Below are 18,498 nucleotides of genomic sequence, written 5' to 3'. Positions count from 1 at the left end.
GATGACAAGTAATTTGCGTGAATTTCTAAAGCTCCTTCACCATGTATGTATCCTGGAGCGTGAAACCTAATTTTTCATAATACCCCCGCACGCCAATGCCCGAAATGACAGCTAGCTTTTTATACCCCTCACGCCGAGCTATCTCCTCGGCGCGTGCCATCAAGCGTTTGCCAAATCCAATATGCTGGGTGGCGGACCGTGCTGACCCGACGGGAATCAGTTCGCCATACGTATGTAATTCACGAATCAAGGCTGTGTCAGTGGGAAACGCTAATTCGTTGCCGGTCATGGTGATTTTCTTCTTATCAAAGAAACGAACCACTTCGAGCTTTTCGGTAATTCGATGCTCACGATCCGGCAACCGCAGGCGGGTAAAGGCGTACAGTTTGGATTGATCACTATTTTCAAAGCTAAGGAAATGCTCAGCTCCCTGGCCAGCACGATAGGTACGCTCCATCAATTGCACTTCTGTCTCCGGCACCGCATCGCGCACTTCCCGACACCGGATGCATTGACAGACCACTCCTTGATCATGCATCAACTGACGCAGGTTGGTTACCAAATTACCTGCCACGATATCATCGCCGGGGATATCACGAATCAAACGATTGATACGGACGTAGGGTGGTATTAAATCTTTCTTAATGCGGACGAGCAAATCAAGCAGCTGTTTCCCCTCGTATGGTTTATATTTTCCATCTTTATACCACTGGTAAATCTGTGCGCTCTTCACCACCACACACGGATAAATCTTCAGCATATCCGGCTGGAACCGCGGGTCGGTAAATACTTGTTTGAACACTTGATAATCGCCTTCGGGCGTAGCGCCTGGCAAACCCGGCATCAAATGATATGTCACTTTGAAACCAAAATCCCGGAGCATAGCCGTAGCCCGCGCAATATTTTGCACATTGTCGTCGCGCTTGATGAGGTCAAGCACTTGTTGGTCAAGCGTCTGCACGCCAATCTGCACATGGGTACAACCAAACTGCCGCATCCGCCACAACTCTTCTTTGGTGACATAGTCCGGCCGGGTCTCGAGGGTCAAGCCAATGATACGGTGCTGAGCTGTCTCATTATGCTTCTGCGCAATAGCTAACGAGTCAGCAATAAATCCATTGGCGCCATCAAACAATCCTTTGATAAACTCCTGCTGGTACTGCTCATCATAGTATGACCAGGTGCCACCAAGCACGATCAATTCAATTTTATCGGCGTTGTGGCCGTTTGCCTCAAATGCCTCGATGCGAAGCTTCATCTGCTGGTACGGATCAAAATGCAATTGCAGGGCGCGCTGGGCAGCCGGCTCCGAGGCGATGTAGCTCTTCGGCATGCGCGCTTCGGTCGGACAGTAAGCGCAGCGCCCCGGGCAGGGATAGGGCTTGGTCAATACGGTCACCGGCGCAATACCCGATAGCGTCCGTACATTCCGCTTGCGGAGAACGCGTAATAATGTTTGATCTTGATCATCGGTCGCCACATGCGTCCGATACTCTTTTAGAATCTTTGCATTGGAAACAATAGTACTTCCATGTTTGGTAGCTAAATCGCGTTTTGCCTGGCGCAAAGCCTCCTCGTCAGTAGGACGAATTTTCTGCAGGTCAGTTATGTAGGATTGTGATACACTCATATATATGAAACAGGCACGTGCACAAAGGATTGTAAAGGAAAACAAGCAGGTATACAACCGGATTGCCCAGCAATTTTCTGGCACGAGGTCGCATCCGTGGGGGGAGTTTACCCTATTTGAGCCATATGTCAAAACAGGCAATCGCGTATTAGACATAGGCTGTGGCAATGGCCGGCTGGCTACTTTTCTCGAAAAAAAGGAAATCCATTATACCGGCGTAGATAATAGCATGGCGCTCATTGATATTGCCAAACAAGCACACCCAGCGGCTACCTTCCTGGTCAGTGAGGCAACTGAATTGCCATTTCCCGACCAGCAATTCGACGTGGTTTGCTGCGTCGCCACACTGCATCATATTCCGTCACGGGAGCTCCGCCGCGCTGCCATCCAAGAAGCAGCCCGCGTCCTCAAACCCGGCGGTTACCTCTGCCTCACCGAATGGAATCTCTGGCACGCCCAGTGGTGGGGACTCCTCGTACGCTATTCATTGAAAAAAATGCTCGGCATGAATTCATTAGATTGGGGAGATGTAGAAAAGCCATGGAAAAACCAATCAGGCGTAGTGCAGGGAAAACGATATCTCCATTTATTTTCAAAAGGCAGTCTCGGAAAACTGCTCAAACAAAACAACCTTTCACTAATCTATCACCAGTACACGGCAAATGGAATTGCCGCGCCAGCAACCAAAGGATTCAATCTGACTACCGTCGCCCAAAAGCATTGAAAAAAGACATATTTCGTGGTACCGTAACGGCAAGAAATATTAATGTATTGCACACATACTTACCTATGAAACTACGCCACGCCGCCATTCTGTTCGGATTTTTAGTCATGGGGATCGCGCTACTCCCTCAGACTAGCCAGGCATTATCCATCAGTACCGAAGAGCAGATTACCATTGCCAAGGATGAAACCATTGACGATAACCTGTTCGCGGCAGGCGATCAAATCACCATCAATGGCACGGTCAATGGTGATGTCTATGCCTTTGGCAGCACGATCACCATCAATGGCACGGTCAATGGTGATGTCATCAGCGGCGCAGGCACGCTGGAGATCAATGGTCCCGTAGCGGGTAATGTCCGCGCCGGTGGCCAGCGCATCAGCATCAATGCTCCCGTAGGAAAAAATGTGACCGTAGCCGGTGAAACCATTACGCTTGATGATGAAGCCACGATTGGATGGAGCATTATTGCGGGCGGGCGGACGCTGCAACTGAATGGACCGATCGGTGGGAATGTCTCCTTAGCAGGCGAGGCTGTATCTATTTCCAATACTATTGGGAGTAATGTCGACGTTACGCTGGGAGAAAAGGGACGTATTACCCTGGGTGATAGCGCCGTCATCAATGGGGATTTCACCTATCGCGGTACACAGGCGGCAAACGTCTCAACGGCGGCGGTGATTACTGGCAATACGGTGCATCGCCAATTCAATGCCAACCTTGAATTCGACAAGGACTTCTTCACGCGAGCATGGATCCTCAGTGAATTAATTGGCCTCTTTGGCCTGCTCTTAGTGGGCACTATAGTGGTCAGCATTGCCAGTGAACGCATTGAGTCGACCATGAAACGGATGCAAGTCGAACCTGTCATCATTATGCTCTGGGGGCTTTTACTGTTTATCGCCGTGCCAATCCTTTCAGTGATTGCCATGATGACGCTCATTGGTTTGCCGCTCGGGCTCATCAGCCTGGGCTGCTATCTGCTGGCAATATATTTGTCAAAAATATTTGTGGGAACCCTGCTGGGCACCTGGCTCCTCAATCGGAATGGCAAAACGACTCCATTCATCTGGCGCATGATGCTGGGCACGCTGATTGTTGTAGCGCTTGCCAATATTCCGACGATTGGCTGGACCGTCTCGCTCGTTAGTTCAATCTGGTTTCTCGGTACACTCTGGGTAATCCTGACCAAACGAACGCCGTCGAGTAAAAAATAATGTATGCAGACAATCCATCAAAAAGTTTTCAAAAGCTACGACGTCCGCGGAATTTACCCGACCGATTTAACGGTTGAAACCGCTTTTCTCATCGGACAAGCCTATGCCCAATTAACCAGCGCGAAAAAAGTGGTGATTGGACGCGATATGCGCATCGGGTCTCCTGAGCTGGCCGCGGCACTCATCAAAGGTCTCACCAGCCAGGGCGTAATCGTAGATGATATTGGCATGGTATCCATCGACATGACATATTTTACCGTCGGCACCTATGACTATGATGGCGGTATGATGGTGACCGCATCGCATAATCCCAGGGAATACAATGGCATCAAAATGGTAGTCAAACATGGTGACCAACTGCAGTATGTCAGAGGCAAAGAATTATACGACTTCATTCAAGACAAAAAATTTACTGACAGTGACCAACCCGGCACCGTACAATCACGTGATGTCATGAATGCATATATTCAGCACGTGCTCTCGTTTGTCGATCAGAAAGCGCTGAAACCATTCACCATTGTCGTCGACGCAGGCAATGGCATGGCTGGTAAAGTTATTCCTGAATTAACGAAGCAATTACCCGGCACTATCATCCCCCTCAACTTCACTCTGGATGGTACCTTCCCCGCCCATCCCTCAAATCCGCTTATGCCGGAATCACAAGTAGAAATCACTCAGGCGGTAATCAAGCACAAGGCAGACTTCGGCGTTATCTTTGACGGTGATACCGACCGACTATTTTTTGTCACCGAGACAGGAGTGTTTATTCGAGCCGATGCTACCCTATTAATCCTGGCAAAATACTTCCTGGAGCGGTACCCCGGTGCTGGCATCGCCTACAACGTTATTTGCAGCAAGGCAGTGCCCGAGCGCATCGCCGAGTGGGGCGGGCGACCGCTGCGCAGTAAGGTCGGCTTCGTCAATGTCGCCCAAACTATGCGAGAGGGTGACGGTGTCATGAGCGGCGAATTATCTGCTCACTACGCCTATAAAGACAATTTCTATGCTGACTCCGGTTTTATTTCGTTTGCCATTTTGTGGATGCTCATTTCCCAACACAACAAAAAATTATCTACCCTAGTCGCCGATCTCATCCCCTACGCAAAAAGTGATGAAATCAACATTGAAACGGATGAAACGCTCAAAGTAATCACTGAGGTGAAGCAGAAATATGCCGACGGTACCCAAGACGAGCTGGATGGTCTCACGGTGCAATACCCCACCTGGTGGTTTAATGTCCGCCCCTCCAATACTGAGCCACTCCTCCGCATCACGCTTGAAGCTGATACGCCTGAACTGCTGGAAGAAAAAAAGACCGAAGTGGTTAGCTACATCAAATCAATTATTGCATGATCGAAGCGATTATCTTTGATATGGACGGGGTCGTTATTGACTCCGAGGATCTCTGGGCTGAGGCCTATCGTCGACAGTTAGCAAAACGCGGACTGGAAGTGCCCACCTCTGCCTCATACCGCCGTTTCGTCAATACGCACTATCGCGGGCGAAATCAGCGACATGCCATCATGATGATGCAACGGTTTTATGGCATCACCGATCCCTACCATCTGCTCTACCGAGAGCGAGTTAAATTCCTCTTGAGCATTTTTGATGAGCAGCTGAAACTCATTCCTGGAATCCGTGGTCTACTGGCGAAAGTTTCTCGTCGTTTCCCCCTGGCACTGGCCTCATCATCACCCCACCCAGTCATCGCCTATGTACTTAAACGATATCAATTAAAAAAATATTTCTCAGCGGTGGTCTCCGGTGATGATTTTAGACACAGCAAACCAAGCCCGGAAATTTTCCTCACCACTGCCAGGAAATTACATACCCCGCCGGAACGATGTTTGGTGATCGAGGACACGTTGAGCGGAGTCGTAGCCGCCCATCGCGCGCGGATGCGCTGCATCGGGCTCAAGCAACGGTATAATTCCGCCCGGGATTTACAAAAAGCCGACCGCATGGTACAACGATTAACTCAGATTACTATCCCTGTAATTCAATCCTTATGATCGGTGTCTTTGATTCTGGTATCGGCGGCCTGACGGTCGTCAAAGAATTACGTAAACAATTGCCTGATTACCAGCTGGCGTATTTTGGCGATACCGCCCGCACGCCCTATGGCAACAAAAGCACGGATACCGTCATCCAGTACGCCAAAGAAAATACCGAGTTCCTCATTGCCCAGGGCGCCCAGATTATCGTGATCGCCTGCAATACCGCCTCCGCAGTTGCCACCGAAAGCTTACGCGCAGCCTACCCACAGATCCCGTTCTTCGAAGTGATTACCCCGGCGGCTGAGGCTGCCGCTCGTCACTCCACATCAGGCCATATCGGCGTTATCGGTACCCGTACCACAATCAATAGCGACATCTACCAGAAAACTATCGCCAGTCACCGGCCACAAGCATCAATTACCAGCAAAGCTTGTCCGCTCTTCGTGCCATTAGCAGAAGAAGGTTGGATCAATGACCAGATTACGAAGATTACTGCTCGCCGCTACCTCACCCCGCTCAAACGGCATCAGATTGACACGCTCATCCTCGGCTGCACGCATTACCCCATCCTGCGCAATGTCATTCAGCAAAAAATCGGCAAGCGTGTCTTTCTAATCGACCCAGCTGTTCCGACCGTGGCCGCACTTCGCCAGTACCTGACGGCTCACCCCGAGCTTGAACAGTCATTGCCAAAAAATCCCAATCACCAATATTACTTTAGCGACATTCCTTCGCACATGGCAGAGCTGGCACAGCGGTGGCTCTGGGAGCCGGTCAAACCGCAACTTCATCGCATGCACTAATAAAAAATCACCCGCCATTCATATAGTGAATAGCGGGGATGTTTAGGTTTGGAGGTGTAACTCCCTCAAGCAGCGATGTTGAGACGAACACAGAGTTCGTCGGTAAATGCGATGACCTCAGGGTCATTCACCTCTATGTTCCGGAATCTCCGCATGAGATTCCGCCAGGTCGCCAGGTTGAGCAAGTTGTATTTCCGCAAGAATTCTTCGTGCGGATACCAGAGGCCACCAAACGGGGCGAACTCGGGCAAACAACCCGGAAAAGGCTTATCGCCATCATGGGCGTACTGATCACCCATGGCCATGAGCTCATGGCATAGTTCAGCACGGGGAACCCGACGCAATCCCTGAACTCGGCGATATAAGACCACCAGGACCTGCTCATAAAAGAGCCAATCAACTTTAGCCGGATACAGCATAGCACGCCTCCTTAACGTGTATATAACCAATTCGTGAATTTCAGTTTTTGCTAGTATGCCATACACAATACCCACTTGTCCAGTGGGTATTGTGGTTTTAGCTATTTGATTGGGTTATTCTGCTTTTTGCGGTAGTGCCTGAGCGGCTTCGGCGGCAGCGGCTGCCTCAATGATTTTCTCTCGAATCGCCTGCATCAGTTTCGCATCCTGACGGAGGAAGAGACGAGCAGCTTCACGGCCAACGCCTAATTTCACGTCGCCAAAGCTGACTGAGTTGCCCGACTTCTGTAATACGTTATATTTGATGCCAGTGTCCAATAAATCGCCGGCAATGGAGATGCCTTCATTGTACATGATGTCAAATTCAGTGGTGCGGAATGGCGGGGCTACTTTATTCTTTACGATTTTAACCTTCACCCGATTGCCGATAGATTCCTCACCTTTCTTGATCTGAGCGGAACGGCGAACTTCGACGCGGACAGAAGCGTAGAACTTCAGTGCCATACCGCCAGTGGTCGTCTCAGGATTGCCGAAAAAAACGCCAATCTTCATGCGAGTCTGGTTGATGAAAATAACCACAGTTTTGGTCTTGCTGACAATGCCGGCTAATTTACGCAATGCCTGACTCATGAGTCGCGCCTGGAGACCCATGTGCGAGTCACCCATTTCACCTTCGATTTCAGCCTTGGGCACGAGTGCCGCCACCGAATCAACTACCACCACGTCCACGCCGTTTGACCGAACCAGTGTCTCGGTAATTTCCAATGCTTGCTCACCGGTGTCTGGCTGAGAAATAAAAAGTTCATCCACGTTCACCCCTATCTTGCGGGCATACTGAGGATCAAGGGCGTGCTCAGCATCAACGAATGCAGCAGTGCCACCCATGCGTTGGACAGACGCCACGATGTGCTGGGCAAGAGTTGTTTTACCTGATGCTTCTGGCCCATAGATTTCGATGATGCGGCCACGCGGTACACCGCCGACACCTAAGGCGAGATCAAGTGAGACGCATCCCGTGGGGACCACGTCCACATCCACCCGCTGCGCTTCTCCCAGCTTCATGATTGACCCTTCACCAAAGCGCTCTTTAATCTGATTAATTGCCTCAAGTGCGGCTTGAGCCCGGGGGGAGGTCGCTTTCTTGTCGGTTGATTTTGGCATACCGTTATTATGAATGATTAGAGGTATTCTCCAGTATACTATTCTTGGGACGCCGCTTCAAGCTTAATAATGCGAATGACCTGAGTTGGTTTGCTGCGTTTTTTTGCTGAGGTTATTTTTATCTGGTTAATCCCTTCGGTCAGCGTAATGGTTTCTTCGAACACACCACCGGTATCGAGAAAAACTTCACGTCCATTAATCGTCACCGTGGTCTCTGGTTCGGTCACGCCCGAAACCGTAATCGTCGGCGCGGTAACTACGACATTAGTGTCGGGACTGGTAATAGTGAGTGGTGGAGGAGAAAAAACAGTAACCACGGTATATATGAGATACGCAAAGGCAATGACCACTACCACAATAATTAATAGTCGTCGGATAATACGCGGCGTGACAAATTCTTTTGGCATGGATGCCTGTTGCGGTTCAAAACGATGCCGTTCCATCGGCGCTACGACCCGCTTCTCCCGTTCACGATACAGATCCAGGACATAGGCACTATCCACTTTCAAAAATTCCGCATATCGTTTCAGGTACTGCTCAATATACAAAGACCCTGGCAGTTGTGTATACTGCCCGGTTTCCAGCGCTTCGAGATAAACTCGACGAATTTGGATCGCTCGCTCGACTTCCTCGAGCGAGTAGCCCGACTCTTCTCGGACTTTGCGCAAGCGCTCGCCGAGTGTTTTAAATCGTTCGATGGTTCGGCGTTGGAATACTGCCATAGCTAGGCCCTCTCATCATCGGTCTGGTCGGTTTCATCCGTCTCCTCATCCGCGGCAGCCTCCTCCGTTTCATCCGTTTCCGTCTCCTCATCCGCATCAGTTTCTTCGCCAGCGGGGAATTCATCGTCGCCAAAAGAATCAGTCATACCGCTTCGCGAAACTAAAATTTCGCGAGGCTTCGCCCCATCACCAGGCCCAATCACGCCTTGCTCCTCGAGAATATCAAGGAGTCGTGCAGCGCGTGCATACCCAATACGCAAACGACGCTGTAGGAATGAAGCTGAGGCTTTTCCAGCTTTGACTACAATGTCTTTCGCCTGCCCGACCAGCTCGTCATCGCCCATATCGTCGAACGAACCGATCAAGGTGCGATCGACCACCTTCTTCACCACTTCTTCCTGGTACTCCGGCTGGCCCTTGCTCTTCAGATATGCCACGACTCGATTTATCTCATCATCGGAAATAAAAGCGCCCTGCAACCTCCGTGGCTTCGATAATTGCGATGAGGTGTAGAGCATATCCCCGCGCCCGAGTAATTTTTCCGCTCCACCGGTATCTAAAATGGTCCGTGAGTCAATTTGAGAGGCAACCGCAAAAGCAATTCGGGTGGTAATATTCGCTTTGATCAAACCAGTAATGATATCCACCGACGGACGCTGGGTAGCCAGAATCAAATGAATGCCAACTGCCCGCGCCATTTGCGCCAGACGAACGATGGCCGCTTCCACTTCATTGGCTGCCACGGACATCAGGTCAGCTAATTCATCAATGGCCACCACCAGATACGGCATCATATTGCCATTATCCCGATTATACGCGCCAATATTGCGATGTCCTGTTTTTGATAATAGTTGATAGCGGCGATCCATCTCTCCGACCACCCAGCGCAAGGCATTGATTGTCTTGTCCACCTCATTAACCACCGGCGTTATCAAGTGCGGAATGCCGTTATAAATAGATAGTTCCACGCGTTTCGGATCAACTAAAATAAGTTTTAAATCATCGGGAGAATTTTGATACAGCAAGCTCAAAATAATGGCGTTGAGCATTACGGACTTACCCGAGCCCGTCGATCCGGCAATCAATAAGTGCGGCATCGGGCCAATATCCTCGATCCAAATCGAACCAGATACGTCTTTGCCGATACCAATAGCTAAATTTGATTTGCGTTTCTTGAATTCCTTGCTCATCAATATCTCCTTGAGCTTCACCACAGCCACGGCTTTGTTGGGCACTTCAATGCCCACCAACGATTTGCCAGGGATCGGCGCCTCGATACGAATCGGATGTGCGGCCAAGGCTAAAGCTAAATCGTTGCCCAGGGTCGTGATCTGGGCAAGCTTAACGCCTTCATCTGGCTTAAGGGTGAACTGCGTGACAGTCGGACCTACCTTGGTCTCGCCCATTTCCACATTGATGCCAAAATTCTTAAAGGTATTGTAAATTGTTTCCTTATTCTTTTCGATGTCCCCGCTGGTTGGTTTTTCCGCGCTGGATTCGAGTAAATCAATGGGTATGTCAATCTTCCGCTTACGTTTTTTCTCTTCGGCAAACATGGCAATCTGCTCCTGCGATTCAGCGGCCGACGCAGTGGTCGCCGGTGTCGATTCGCCGGTAGTATCAGCTACCGAGGACACCTGAAAACTCGGCGGGGCAGCCGTTTCATCGGATGCCATATCCTCAACAGTATCATCAATTGCGGCGCCATCTGCATCGTCAACATCGTCGGAACGATTCATATTCAACCGCAATTTATAGAAAAATTCCCGAAACCGTTCGCCGATCCGTGCCATAAAATTCCCTTGCTCATACATACGCTTAAGCGACACATCAAACATGACCATGAGGGAAATTAAAAACACGGCCAACAATATGACGCCCGTTGCCCAGGGACCCATCACGCTTTCCAATGGATAGGAAAGCAGCAGTCCGACGTACCCGCCGCCGCGTCCTGAGCTGATAGCCGAGGTCGCCTCAGCCAGCGGCAATCCCACCAAATGAAGAAAGCCCGTGCCGCTCAAAAATAACAACCCGAGGCCTATGCCATTGGCCAGGCGAAATGAATACTGCTGCGGACGAACCAGTAAATAGCCAATAATAAAGAGTATCAGTGGAACTGCAATTTTCCCCCAACCAAAGACGTATAATAGAACAGTGCGAACCGCTTCACCGAATTGCCCAGCCCAACCAAACAAGCTAAAGGTAGTAACGATGGCTAACGTAAAAAGCAGTACCACATAAATGCCGTGCTTGGTTTCTGGCTTCAGGCGGGACGCCACCGGTAGCCGGGGTTCCCCATCCGCGCGCTGCTCGCGTCGAGCCTCTTTTTTGTATTTTTCAAGCTTTGATTTTTGTACCATGCGAAATAATGAAAACGCCTCACTCTTCTTCTACTGGCGTTGCTTGAGTATACCATTATTCAGGCCTTTTTTCAATCCAAAAACCGTCCCGCAGCGACTCTCGACGAGTGAAGCAGGACGGTTTGAATTCAAAATGAATACGAGCGCCTAGGCGTCTTTTGCGGGTGGGATATTCTTTCGAGTGGCAAAACCGCTGCCAGCCGGGATGAGCTTACCGATAATGACGTTTTCCTTCAAACCACGTAAGGTGTCAACCTTACCGGAGACAGCCGCATCTATCAAGACACGAGCCGTTTCCTGGAATGACGCCGCCGATAGGAAGCTATCAATGGAGAGCGAGGCCTTCGTAATGCCCAACAACAGCTGTTCAACATCGGCCAGTTCGCCCTTTTTCGCTTTCACTTCAGCATTGGCATCGACGTACCGAGTCCGTTCAATTATCTCACCTGACAAAAGGTTAGTATCACCTGGGGTTTTCACATAGACACGTGAGAACATCTGGCGGACTACAATTTCAATGTGTTTCTCATTCAATTTTTGGCCCTGAGATGAGTAGATATACTGAATTTCACGGATAACATAGCGTTGCACTGCTTCCTGGCCTTTGAGATAGAATAACTGATGTAAATCAACGCTTCCGTCAGTCAATTGATCGCCGACATTCACGAGATCACCTTCCTTCACCCAGACGATTTGCCCTGGGGTAGCGATAAATTCGCGCTCTTTCTCATGCTCCGCCACAATGCTGACACCTTGATCAGACAATTTCACGGTGCCGCCAAATTTTGCCTTCACTTCATTTGATCCGTCGACAAAGAGTACTGCGTCATCCTTCACCACCTGACCGGCTTTCACCTTCAGTGTTACTTTTTTCTTGTCTTTCCAAGGATATTGATGATCCTCAACTGCATCATAGCGAATCGTAATCACTTTAGTGCGTTTATCCTCACCATCTTTAATGCTAACCTTGCCCGACACATTGGCGATTAACGCGGGACGACGGATCGGGCGCGCTTCAAATAATTCCTCAACCCGAGGCAACCCTTGGGTGATATCACGACCAGCCACACCACCAGTATGGAACGTACGCATCGTCAACTGCGTGCCTGGTTCACCAATTGACTGAGCGGCGATAATACCCGCGGCCACACCCAGCTCAACCATTTTGTTAAACCCAAGGTCGTAGCCGTAGCAATGCTGACAAATGCCCCAGCTTGATTTGCAGGCGAGCACTGAGCGAATTCGCACTTTATCAAATTTTACTTTCTCGATTTTCGGCATGTGCGCCTCGGTCACGAGCTCATTCTTTTTTACAATCACTTTTCCTTTTGCATCTTTGATATCCTCAAGCACGACCCGGCCGAGTAGGCGTTTGGCCATGGTTTCACCAAATTCCGAGCTATCATCAAGCAAAACAAAGCCATCGGTGTCGCCGCAATCCTCTTCGCTGACAATCACGTCTTGGCTGACATCCACGAGACGACGAGTCAAATACCCGGCATTGGCGGTACGCAGAGCTGTATCAGACAAACCTTTACGAGCACCATGCGTAGAAATAAAGTATTCCAATACATCAAATCCTTCTTTGAAACTTCCCTTGACCGGCAATTCAATCGTGTCACCAGCCGGATTGGTCACCAAGCCCTTCATGCCCATCATCTGGGTAGTCTGGGCCCAGGAACCACGGGCGCCGGACTCAATCATGCTAAAGATAGGACCTTTTTGATCAAGCGCGCGACGACTGACTTCCTGGATGCGGTCCTTAGCCATCGCCCAGATCTCAATCACTTTCATGTGACGCTCGTCATCAGTCAATAACCCTTGCTCGAAGTGCTGTTCGATCTCTTCCACTTGCTTTTCCGCTTCGTTCAAAATCGGGCGCTTTTCAGGCGGAGTCACCAGATCATCCATACCCCAGCTGATTCCCGAGCGGGTCAAATAGGTAAATGAAGTCGATTTCAATTTATCAAGAATATCGGTAGTAGTGGTATTGCCATACGTATGCAATATGGTGCTTATCAATTTCGACAAATTCTTCTTATCCATCGTCTCATTGACGAAACCGTAGTCATCGGGCAGCAGACGATTGAAAATAATGCGGCCAGGGCTGGTCACCACAATTTTCCCGTTAATCTGCACCTTCGCGGCATCCTGAATATGCATCAATCCCAATCCTTCACACATCAATGCTTCATCAGTCGAAGCGAATAACCGCAATTCTGAATCTGGATGTTCCCGCAATACGGTAATGTAATACATGCCCAAAACAAGGTCTTGGGTCGGACTGACAATTGGTTGCCCCGTAGAAGGTTTGAGCAAATTGTTGATAGAAGCAATCAGCTCAGCTGCTTCCCGTTTCGCGTTCTCAGTTAAGGGCACGTGGACAGCCATCTGGTCACCATCAAAGTCAGCATTGAAAGCCGGACAAACGAGCGGGTGCACTTGGATAGCCTTACCTTCGATTAAGACAGGACGAAATGCCTGGATACCGAGACGGTGAAGAGTCGGTGCGCGATTAAGTAAAACGTGCGCGTCTTTGGAAACTTCTTCCAAAATATCCCAAACTTCAGCGCGACCGGATTCAATAAATCGGCTGGCGCTGCGCACATTATGCACAAATTCCCGCTTGATCAATTGACTAATGATAAAGGGTTTGAAAAGCTCCAAGGCCATGCGTTTCGGCAAACCACACTGATCCATGCGCAAATGCGGGCCAACCACGATAACGGAACGACCTGAATAATCGACGCGTTTACCCAGCAAATTCTGACGGAAGCGACCTTGCTTGCCTTTCAAGATGTCGGCGATTGATTTCAGCTGACGCTTCTGGCCCGTCGAGGCAGTCACGGTTTTTCCGTGGCGAGCATTATTGTCAATCAATGCGTCAATCGCCTCTTGGAGCATGCGTTTCTCATTGCGACGAATAACTTCCGGAGAGTTCAAGGCGATCAACCGTTTTAAACGATTATTGCGATTAATAACACGTCGGTATAAATCATTCAGGTCAGAAGCGGCGAACCGACCACCGTCGAGCTGCACCATAGGCCGCAAGTCTGGCGGAATCACCGGAACAACGGTCATAATCATCCACTCCGGACGGAATTTATTAATTTTGAAACTCTTGAAGAGCTTCAGCCGTCGCACAGCACGGCGAAGTTTTGCTTCTGGTAAATCGATAATTTCTTTCTCGAGCTTAGCAATCTCAACGTCCAAATCAATCTTCAACAATAAATTGCGAATTGCTTCAGCGCCGATTTCTGCTTCGAAGACATGACCGTATTTCAACGATAAATCACGGTACTGCTGTTCGGAAATAATCTGCAATGGCTTCAGGCTCTTCAATTCTCGCTTGGCTAATTCAACCGCTTCATCCAAATCCTCCATCTTCTTTTCTTTGCGCTGCTGATTTGCCTGCAATTCGTCATTCAATTCTTTGATAATGTCTTTCGCGGCATCAGTGCCGGCGGCGGTTAAGCGCTGTTTGATGTCATTAGCAATCCGACTGGTATCTGCTTCAATCGATTTCTTTTTCGCCTCGAATTCGACATCAATCTGAGCAACCGTTTGGTCGCGCAATTCCGGATCAACACTGGTAATAATGAAATTTGCAAAATAGATTACTTTCTCCAAATCTTGGACTGATAAATCAAGCATCAAGCCGATCTTCGAGGGAACGCCACGAAGGAACCAAATATGTGAGACTGGAGCGGCCAATTGGATGTGGCCCATCCGTTCGCGACGAACAATACTGCGCGTCACTTCAACGCCGCATTTGTCGCAGACAATGCCTTTATAGCGGACTTTCTTATATTTACCACAATAACACTCCCAATCTTTGGTCGGACCAAAAATCTTTTCACAGAACAACCCGTCTTTTTCCGGTTTTTGAGTTCGATAATTAATCGTCTCCGGCTTGGTAACCTCGCCATGCGACCAGCCCAAAATACCATCAGGGCTCGCCAGTTTTAGACGAATTGCATTAAAATCTACGGTGGTTGAGCTTACTTCTCCAATCATAGGTTATTCGTTAATCTCCTCTTCTTTGGTCTTGGATTCTGGCGCAGCTTCGCTGCGTGCTTCAGGCGCCGCATCCATCATCGGTTTGCGAGCAGGGAAATCATCCACCGCTTCGCGTTTTTCACCAATCAATTCCACATCGAGGCCCAGGCCCTTTAATTCGCGAATTAATACATTGAATGTTTCAGGAATATTCAATTTCCGAATTGGTTCACCTTTAATAATCGCTTCATAAGCTTTCGAACGGCCGGGCACATCATCAGATTTGATCGTCAACATTTCTTGCAGCGTATGCGCGGCACCATATGCTTCCAGCGCCCAAACTTCCATTTCACCGAATCGTTGGCCACCAAATTGTGCTTTACCACCGAGTGGCTGCTGAGTAACTAATGAATACGGCCCGATTGACCGCATGTGAATCTTGTCCTCTACCATGTGGTTGAGTTTCAATATATACATAAATCCGACGGTCACCGGCTGATCAAATTTATCTCCCGTGCGTCCATCATAGAGCTCCATCTTGCCGGTGCTGGGGAAGCCTGCTTTGACTAATTCTTCACGAATGGTCGACTCATCGGTACCATTCAGCGGCGCGGTGGCCACTTTATAACCTAGATAGTGTGCGGCCATGCCCAGGTGCGTTTCCAAAATTTGACCGATATTCATACGCGAAGCAACGCCGAGCGGATTGAGAATAATATCTACCGGGGTGCCATCGGCCAAGTGCGGCATATCTTCGATCGGCACAATGCGTGAGATGACGCCTTTGTTACCATGACGTCCGGCTAATTTGTCGCCAACTTGAATCTTGCGGAGCTGAGCCACAGAAATCTGAATCGATTTCAAGATACCCGAGGATAATTTATCACCCTGCTCACGGGAAAAAATCTTCACATCAACCACTTTACCCTGTTCTCCATGCTCGAGATAGAGTGAGCTGTCTTTAACATCTTTCGCTTTTTCGCCAAAAATTGCACGGAGTAATTTTTCCTCGGCCGAAAGCTCGGTTTCGCCTTTCGGAGTTATCTTCCCAACCAAAATATCACCTGAGGAAACCTCCGCCCCGATACGAACAATACCCTCATCATCCAAATCCTTCAATTTCTCTTCGCCAATATTCGGGATGTCTCGAGTAACTACTTCAGGCCCGAGCTTGGTGTCGCGCACGTCAACGGTATAATCTTCAATATGAATTGAGGAGTATTTATCTGCCTGAACTAATCGGTCAGAGATAAGAATAGCGTCTTCGTAATTGCCACCTTCCCAAGACATAAATGCAACTAAAGCATTTTGGCCGAGAGCGAGCTCACCTTTGTCAGTGGCTGGGCCATCGGCTAACACATCGCCCGCCTTCACTTCCTGGCCGACATTCACGATGGGACGCTGGTTAATGCAGGTGGAGGCATTTGATCGAACAAATTTCTGCAATCGATAACTATGCGTCTTTCCATTCCGATCCTGGACGGTCACGGCATTGCCACCGACCGCGGTTACGGTACCATCGACGCGAGTCACAATTGTTTGGCCAGAATCTACTGCCGCCTTGTACTCGACGCCAGTTCCAACCAATGGCGAATCAGGAATGACGCAGGGAACTGCTTGGCGTTGCATGTTCGAACCCATTAAGGCGCGTACGGCATCATCATGTTCAAGGAACGGAATCAATGCGGTGGTAATACTGATAATCTGATAGGGCGCCACATCCATGTAATCTATATTCCATACATAATCAACGGTTGGTTCACCACGACGGCGTACCTCGGCTTTTTCAGTCAGGAAATATCCATTCTCATCGACTGGAGTAGTCGCAGCAGTGGTGACGCCTTTTTCCTCGACAAAGGCGTCCAGGTAAAGGAGTTCATTGGTAGCGTGTGGTTTGACGGCAATCGTAGCCACACCAGTTTTCTCAAGCGCGGTGGCTAATGACTTAGTAATCGTCTCGCCTGCTTTGCCGACAACCGAACCGTCAGCGGCTTTGACCGGTTCACGTAAAATCTCTCCTTCTGTCTGAGCGGCTTTATTTTCAACTGTATGAATTACTTTGCGGAATGGCGTTTCGATAAACCCAAATTCATTCACGCGAGCGTAACACGATAAGTGCCCCACCAAACCAATGTTTGGTCCTTCCGGAGTGGCGATGGGACAAATGCGACCATAGTGGGTGCGATGCACATCACGCACGTCAAATCCGGCGCGCTCCCGAGAGAGACCGCCAGGACCCATGGCAGACAACCGCCGCTTGTGCTCCAATTCAGCTAAGGGATTGGTTTGATCCATAAACTGAGACAGCTGAGATGACATGAAAAATTCCTTGATTGAGCCGATGATCGGACGCGCATTAATCAATTGGTTCGGCGTTAAGGTATTGATATCCATGGTGCTCATCCGATCTTTGACAATGCGCTCCATGCGAGCCAAACCGATACGGAATTTATTTTGAACTAATTCACCAATAGCACGAACCCGACGGTTGCCCAGATGATCAATGTCGTCTGCCTCTTTCTGTGAATTGTTCAATTTGATAATTTCGGAAATAATCGCTACCACGTCTTCTTTTTGCAAGACGCGATATTCTTTTGTATTCGGAAAATTGAATCCAAAACGCTGATTCAATTTGTAGCGACCGACGCGACCGAAGTCATAGCGATCAAATGAGAAAAACATTTTGTAAATTAATTCGCGCGCATTATCCACCGTAGCGAGATCACCCGGACGAATGCGTTTGTACACTTCTCGTAAACCCTCTGCTTCATTGCGGGCGGAATCCTTAGCCAGTGTCGCGGCGATATAGTCAACATTGTCTTCGACCGGAACGGCGGCGAACAAACGTTGCAATTCTTCGTCAGTGCCATAGCCAAAAGCACGAAGCAACGAGGTGATTGGCACTTTACGTTTGCGATCAATTTTTACAGAAATTACATTATTCGCATCAGTCTCGATTTCGAGCCATGCGCCACGATTCGGAATAATCTTCGCGCCATAGTACGTCCGGCCTCGAATAATTTCTGAAGTGAAAAAAACACCAGCCGAACGGATCAGCTGGCTCACCACAACACGCTCAATGCCATTAATAATGAAAGTGCCGCGATCAGTCATTAAGGGGAAGTCGCCCAAATAGACCTCTTGCTCTTTAATTTCACCAGTTTTCTTATTAACCAACTTCGTCTCGACGCGTAATGGTGCTTCGAAGGTAACATTTTTATCTTTAGCTTTCCATTCATCAAAGCGCGGTTCGTCGAGATAGTAATCTAAAAAATATAATTCCAAATCACGCCCGATGAAATCTTTCACCGGGGAAACTTCTTCAAATAATTCTTTCAACCCTTCTTTCAGGAACCATTCATAGGAGCGGCGCTGCGCCTCAATCAGATTAGGCAATTCGGCCGTCGCGGCCATTTTCGTAAAGCGTTTGCGCTCGAGATGCGCTACGATTGGTTGTGGCGTAGAC

Annotated in this window: 12 protein-coding genes; 5 read left to right on the top strand and 7 right to left on the bottom strand. The window is 49.1% G+C overall.

Translation table 11 applies throughout. The features are described 5' to 3' along the window. Positions 1 to 25 precede the first annotated feature (25 nt). A complete protein-coding gene (locus HZC01_02830; GenBank protein ID MBI5037611.1) occupies positions 26 to 1,630 on the bottom strand; it encodes a tRNA uridine(34) 5-carboxymethylaminomethyl modification radical SAM/GNAT enzyme Elp3 in 1,605 nt (534 codons plus the stop codon). A gap of 4 nt (positions 1,631 to 1,634) precedes the next feature. Here HZC01_02830 and HZC01_02825 point away from each other — a divergent pair, with 4 nt between their 5' ends. The 5 genes from HZC01_02825 (at position 1,635) to HZC01_02805 (ending at position 6,371) form a co-directional block, all read left to right on the top strand. Continuing rightward, positions 1,635 to 2,354: a class I SAM-dependent methyltransferase gene (locus HZC01_02825; protein MBI5037610.1), complete on the top strand. Its 720-nt coding sequence runs from the start codon at positions 1,635 to 1,637 to the stop codon at positions 2,352 to 2,354. A gap of 65 nt (positions 2,355 to 2,419) precedes the next feature. After that, positions 2,420 to 3,571, top strand: coding sequence for a polymer-forming cytoskeletal protein (locus HZC01_02820; GenBank protein MBI5037609.1), 1,152 nt, complete (start codon positions 2,420 to 2,422; stop codon positions 3,569 to 3,571). A 3-nt stretch (positions 3,572 to 3,574) separates the two neighbouring features. Beyond that, on the top strand, positions 3,575 to 4,924 hold the full coding sequence (locus tag HZC01_02815) for a phosphomannomutase/phosphoglucomutase (protein ID MBI5037608.1): 1,350 nt from the start codon (positions 3,575 to 3,577) through the stop codon (positions 4,922 to 4,924). After that, positions 4,921 to 5,583, top strand: coding sequence for an HAD family phosphatase (locus tag HZC01_02810; GenBank protein ID MBI5037607.1), 663 nt, complete (start codon positions 4,921 to 4,923; stop codon positions 5,581 to 5,583). The genes HZC01_02815 and HZC01_02810 overlap by 4 nt, the downstream gene beginning before the upstream one ends. After that, positions 5,580 to 6,371 carry a glutamate racemase gene (locus HZC01_02805; GenBank protein ID MBI5037606.1) on the top strand — a complete coding sequence of 264 codons (792 nt, stop codon included), beginning with the start codon at positions 5,580 to 5,582 and terminating at the stop codon, positions 6,369 to 6,371. Before HZC01_02810 ends, HZC01_02805 begins: the two co-directional genes overlap by 4 nt. Positions 6,372 to 6,436: 65 nt before the next feature. Here the strand turns inward: HZC01_02805 and HZC01_02800 are convergent, their stop codons facing one another. The 6 genes from HZC01_02800 to HZC01_02775 all read right to left on the bottom strand — a co-directional run bounded on the left by HZC01_02800 (position 6,437) and on the right by HZC01_02775 (position 18,446). Beyond that, entirely contained in the window at positions 6,437 to 6,790 is a 354-nt protein-coding gene (locus HZC01_02800; protein ID MBI5037605.1) for a hypothetical protein, read from the bottom strand. A gap of 114 nt (positions 6,791 to 6,904) precedes the next feature. Continuing rightward, positions 6,905 to 7,951 carry a recombinase RecA gene (gene recA, locus HZC01_02795; protein ID MBI5037604.1) on the bottom strand — a complete coding sequence of 349 codons (1,047 nt, stop codon included), beginning with the start codon at positions 7,949 to 7,951 and terminating at the stop codon, positions 6,905 to 6,907. A gap of 38 nt (positions 7,952 to 7,989) precedes the next feature. Next, positions 7,990 to 8,673, bottom strand: a complete 684-nt coding sequence (locus HZC01_02790; protein MBI5037603.1) for a helix-turn-helix domain-containing protein — start codon at positions 8,671 to 8,673, stop codon at positions 7,990 to 7,992. Between the two features lie 2 nt (positions 8,674 to 8,675). Next, entirely contained in the window at positions 8,676 to 11,033 is a 2,358-nt protein-coding gene (locus HZC01_02785; GenBank protein ID MBI5037602.1) for a DNA translocase FtsK 4TM domain-containing protein, read from the bottom strand. 147 nt (positions 11,034 to 11,180) lie between these two features. Next, entirely contained in the window at positions 11,181 to 15,047 is a 3,867-nt protein-coding gene (gene rpoC, locus HZC01_02780; protein ID MBI5037601.1) for a DNA-directed RNA polymerase subunit beta', read from the bottom strand. A 6-nt stretch (positions 15,048 to 15,053) separates the two neighbouring features. After that, the gene (locus tag HZC01_02775) at positions 15,054 to 18,446 is read right to left on the bottom strand and encodes a DNA-directed RNA polymerase subunit beta (GenBank protein MBI5037600.1); all 3,393 of its coding nucleotides are present in this window, start codon (positions 18,444 to 18,446) and stop codon (positions 15,054 to 15,056) included. Positions 18,447 to 18,498 lie beyond the last annotated feature (52 nt).

The sequence above is a fragment of the Candidatus Kerfeldbacteria bacterium genome (genome assembly GCA_016214565.1).
Classification (GTDB): Bacteria; Patescibacteriota; Patescibacteriia; order UBA10025; family JAHIVO01; genus JAXDBW01.
Note: the sequence above shows the minus strand (reverse complement) of the source record. Positions and strands in the feature narration are given on the sequence as shown.